Source organism: Jatrophihabitans sp., assembly GCF_036389215.1.
GTDB lineage: Bacteria > Actinomycetota > Actinomycetes > Mycobacteriales > Jatrophihabitantaceae > Jatrophihabitans_A.
In genome coordinates, this window is record NZ_DASVQG010000019.1 from 1 (window position 1) to 4,387 (window position 4,387).

Sequence of the window (4,387 nt, forward strand, 5' to 3'; positions counted from 1 at the left end):
CGTTCGAACGGGCGGTGAGCAGCGCCGCCTCGTTGAGGACGTTCGCCAGGTCCGCACCGGTGAAACCGGGGGTCTTCTTGGCGACGGACTTCAGGTCCACCCCGGGCGCCATCGGCTTTCCCTTGGCGTGCACCTCCAGGACCGCCTTGCGGCCGATCACGTCGGGCGGCGTGACCGCGATCTGGCGGTCGAAGCGGCCGGGGCGCAGCAGCGCCGGGTCCAGGATGTCCGGGCGGTTGGTGGCCGCGATGAGGATCACGGTGCCCTTGACGTCGAAGCCGTCCATCTCCACCAGCAACTGGTTGAGGGTCTGCTCGCGCTCGTCGTGGCCACCGCCCATGCCGGCGCCGCGGTGCCGGCCGACGGCGTCGATCTCGTCGACGAACACGATCGCGGGAGCGTTGGACTTGGCCTGCTCGAACAGGTCCCGTACCCGGGAGGCACCGACACCGACGAACATCTCGACGAAGTCCGAGCCCGAGATCGAGTAGAACGGCACGCCGGCCTCACCGGCCACGGCGCGGGCCAGCAGCGTCTTGCCCGTTCCGGGCGGCCCGTAGAGCAGGACGCCCTTCGGGATCTTCGCCCCGATCGCCTGGTAGCGCGCCGGGTTGGACAGGAAGTCCTTGATCTCTTCCAGTTCCTCGATCGCCTCGTCGGCCCCGGCCACGTCGGCGAAGGTGGTCTTCGGAGTGTCCTTGCTGACCAGCTTGGCCTTGCTGCGGCCGAAGCTCATCACCTTCGAGCCGCCACCCTGCAGGTTGGACATCACGAAGAACAGCACGAAGGCGATCAGCAGGATCGGCAGCAACGACAGCAGGATGCTGACGAGCGCGTTCTCCTTGCTCTGCTTGGTGGTGAAGGGGGTGGCCTTGGCCAGGTCGTTGGTCAGGGTCTGGGTGAAGTCGCTCGGGTAGGAGGCGCTGATCTTGTTCTTGCCGTTGAACGGCGACTTCAGGTCGAGTTCGACCAGCGATTCCTTGTCGTGGATGGTCGCCGCCTTGACGTTGCCAGAGCTGATCTGGGCCAGCGCCTCGGAGGTCTTGACGGACTTGTACGAGCTCCCACTGGACAGCATCTGCGGCAGGGCGAACAGCAGGATGACTGCGACGGATATCCACAGTATCGGTGAGCGTGCGAGGCGCTTACGATCCATTTTTCGTCCGCCCGGTTCATTGGCAACCGGGCGAGTCCTCCTGATCAGGGCCGGGAAATGCTGGTTCGGACGGTACACGCAGGTACTTGAGCCTGCAGTAATTCGAACGCTGCGCGGAGCAAGGGAGTTCCTCCACTACCAGGATATGTGAGCCAGCCCAATTGGCACCCCCTGGCTTGCCAGCGGCCCTCAGCGACACCTTCGTCACCCGCCGTAGCGCTCGACATTGTCGACGGAGCGGGCGACTCCGTCACCCGCCGTAGACGGTGGGCTTGAGGCGCCCGATGTAGGGCAGGTCCCGGTAGCGCTCGGCGTAGTCCAGGCCGTAGCCGACCACGAACTCGTTCGGGATGTCGAAACCCACGTATCTGACCGGAACCGGGACCTTCGCCGCATCGGGCTTGCGCAGCAGCGCCACCACCTCGACCGAGGCGGGGTTACGGGCCTGGAGGTTCTTCAGCAGCCAGGACAGGGTCAGTCCCGAGTCGATGATGTCCTCGACGATCAGGATGTCGCGGCCGGTGACGTCGCGATCCAGATCCTTCAGGATCCGGACCACCCCCGAGGAGGTCGTCGACGAGCCGTAGGAGCTGCAGGCCATGAACTCCATCGTCGAGGGACGGCTGAGCCCGCGGGCAAGGTCGGACATGAACATCACCGCGCCCTTGAGCACGCCGACCAGCAGCGGTTCGCGGTCGGCGTAGTCGGCGTCGATCTCGCGGGCCAGCTCGGTGATCTTGGCCCGGATCTCTTCGGCGGAGACCACCACCGCTTCGATGTCGTCGTCCAGGACGGACACTTCTCACTCCTCTGATGGACTCGGCGGGGTGCCGCCGGCCGGCGCGATCAGCCATAGCGTGCCAGACGCCCGTCGGGCGCCGTAACCGCCGGGCAGGTCGATCGGCCCCTGGCCGCGCCAGTCCCGCACCAGCCGCCACAGCTCGAGCACGTGCCCGGCGGTCAGCGGCCCGGCACCGCCGCGTTCGGCCCAGGCCTTGAGCACTCGGCTCAGGATGCCGTCCGGGTGCCCGCTGAGCGCCTCGACGCTCAGGCCGCCGGTCGGGACGGCCGCCGCCGCCAGCGCCAGGCCGGCCAGCTGGTCGAGGGTGTCGAGGTCGGCCTGCAGCTGCCCGGCGGTGCGAACCAGTGCCTCGGTCACACCCCCTGCGAGCACGTCCTCCAGCAGCGGCAGCACCTCCTGGCGGAGCCGGTTGCGCCGGAATCGGAGGTCGCCGTTGTGCGGGTCCTGCCAGACCGGCAGCCCGAGCGCCCGGCAGGCGGCCTCGGTCTGGGAGCGCCGGAGCACCAGCAGCGGCCGGAGGTAACCGTCCTGCTCCGGGCGCATGCCTGCGATCGAACGCGGCCCGGAACCCCGCCCCAACCCCAGCAGGACGGTCTCGGCCTGGTCATCGGCGGTGTGCCCGAGCAGCACCAGCCCCTGGTCGCGAAACGGCCGCAGTGCCGCATAGCGAGCGGTCCGGGCGGCCGCCTCCGGGCCACCGGCCGAGCCCACGGCGACCCGCAGCACGTGCACCGGGTCCAGGCCGAGTTCGTAGCCGAGGCTGCCGACCCGGTCGGCCTGCTCGGCCGAGCCCGGCTGCAGGCCGTGATCCACGCACACCAGCCCGGCCGGGCGGCCGGTACGGGCACTGTCGAAGGCCAGCGCCGCCGCCAGTGCCAGGGAATCCGCGCCACCGGAGCAGGCGACGAAGGCCGGTACCGTCAGCGGATGGGCGGCCAGCGCCCGGCGGACCGCGAGCCGGACGGCGGCCACCGCCGGGTGCGGTCCCATCGCTAGCCGTGCACCCGTTTCACCCAGTCCGCCGGGGCGGTGATCTCGGCCTTGGTGGGCAGCGTCTCCTTCGACGTCCAGACCGCGTTGAAGCCGTCCAGGCCGATCTGGTCGACCACCGAGCGGACGAACTGCGAGCCCTGGGTGTACTGGCGGGTCTTGGCGTCCATTCCGAGCAGGCTGCGCAGCAACCGGTCCAGCGGATTGGCACCCCGGCGCCGGCGGGCGGCGAACTTGCGCTCGATGTCGCCCTGGGACGGGATCACCGAGGGCGGCACGGCGTTCATCACGTACTCGGCGTGGCCCTCGATCAGGGACATGAAGCCGGTCACCCGGTCCATCACCGCACGGGTCTCGGGCGAGGCCAGCGCGGTCAGCAGGCCGTTGCCGTCGCCGCTGCCGCGGGCAGCCTTCGCCAGTTCGGTGACCATGCTCTTCAGCCGCTCGCGGACCGCGTCGGGATCGAGATCGATGGCGTCGGTCAGCGCCTGGATCTCGGTGAGCATGTGCTCGCGCATCCACGGCACGGCGGTGAACTGGACCCGGTGGGTCACCTCGTGCAGGCACACCCACAGCCGGAAGTCGCTCGGGTCCACCTTCAGGGCCCGCTCGACGGCGACCAGGTTCGGCGCGACCAGCAGCAGCTGGCCGTTGCGCACCGAGAAGAACTCGTACTGGCCGAGCACCTTGCCCGACAGGAACGCCAGCAGCGCCCCGGCCTGTGCCCCGGTCACCCGGCCGCCGACGGCCGAGGTCAGCTTGCCGGGACGCTTGGTCTCGACCAGCTTCTCGGTGAGCGGGTCCATCACCGTGGACATGCTGGCCACGTTGGCCGCGATCCAGCCCGGCCGGTCCACCACCACGGTGGCCGCGGTGACCGCGGGCTCGGTCAGCCGGGTCAGCTCGGCGACCTGGTCGGCCGCCCGCTCGGTGGCCTGGCGAAGCTCCTGCACGGTGGCCTGCGCCTGGTCAGGGGTGACCTCCGGCGGCTGGGGCGCCAGGGCCCGGGCACTGCGTTCGGCAACCGACCAATCGACCAACGACGTCATAGCCCTCACCGTACCGGCGCGCAGTCAGCGGCAGCCGCACCGGACCAGGGCGGCGACCAGGTTGTCGACCGCGCCGCGGCTCGAACTCTCGAACGCCGACGGCGCCTGGTCGGCGACGAAGCTGAACACCAGCAGCCGGCCGTCGGCATCGGTGAGCAGGCCGGCCATCCCGGAGACGCCGGTCAGGGTGCCGGTCTTGGCCCGGACGGCGCCGGCCGCGATCGAGGCCGGCCCGCTGAACCGGTGCTCGTCCAGCAGCGTGCCGTCCCAGCCGGCGATCGACAGCCCGCTCAGCAGCGGGCGCAGCCGGCCCTGCTCGGTGCGTACCGCCGCCAGCAGGGTGGCCGACAGCGCCGACGCCGGGATCCGGTCCTGCACCGACAGCCCGCT

5 protein-coding genes are annotated in these 4,387 nt (G+C 70.2%); all 5 read right to left on the reverse strand.

Going from position 1 to position 4,387, the window contains the following annotated elements; all coding sequences use genetic code 11:
* Window positions 1–1,156: ATP-dependent metallopeptidase FtsH/Yme1/Tma family protein (locus VF542_RS00795; protein WP_408649804.1), on the reverse strand; the 1,156-nt coding region annotated here is incomplete at its 3' end.
* Between the two features lie 250 nt (window positions 1,157–1,406).
* Window positions 1,407–1,946: a hypoxanthine phosphoribosyltransferase gene (hpt, locus tag VF542_RS00800; RefSeq protein ID WP_408649807.1), complete on the reverse strand. Its 540-nt coding sequence runs from the start codon at window positions 1,944–1,946 to the stop codon at window positions 1,407–1,409.
* A 12-nt stretch (window positions 1,947–1,958) separates the two neighbouring features.
* On the reverse strand, window positions 1,959–2,948 hold the full coding sequence (gene tilS, locus VF542_RS00805; RefSeq protein WP_408649805.1) for a tRNA lysidine(34) synthetase TilS: 990 nt from the start codon (window positions 2,946–2,948) through the stop codon (window positions 1,959–1,961).
* Window positions 2,949–2,950: 2 nt separating this feature from the next.
* Window positions 2,951–3,988 (reverse strand): zinc-dependent metalloprotease, encoded by a 1,038-nt coding sequence (locus VF542_RS00810; RefSeq protein ID WP_408649808.1) that lies wholly within the window; start codon window positions 3,986–3,988, stop codon window positions 2,951–2,953.
* 33 nt (window positions 3,989–4,021) lie between these two features.
* On the reverse strand, window positions 4,022–4,387 hold a 366-nt coding region (locus VF542_RS00815; RefSeq protein WP_408649806.1), incomplete at its 5' end, for a D-alanyl-D-alanine carboxypeptidase.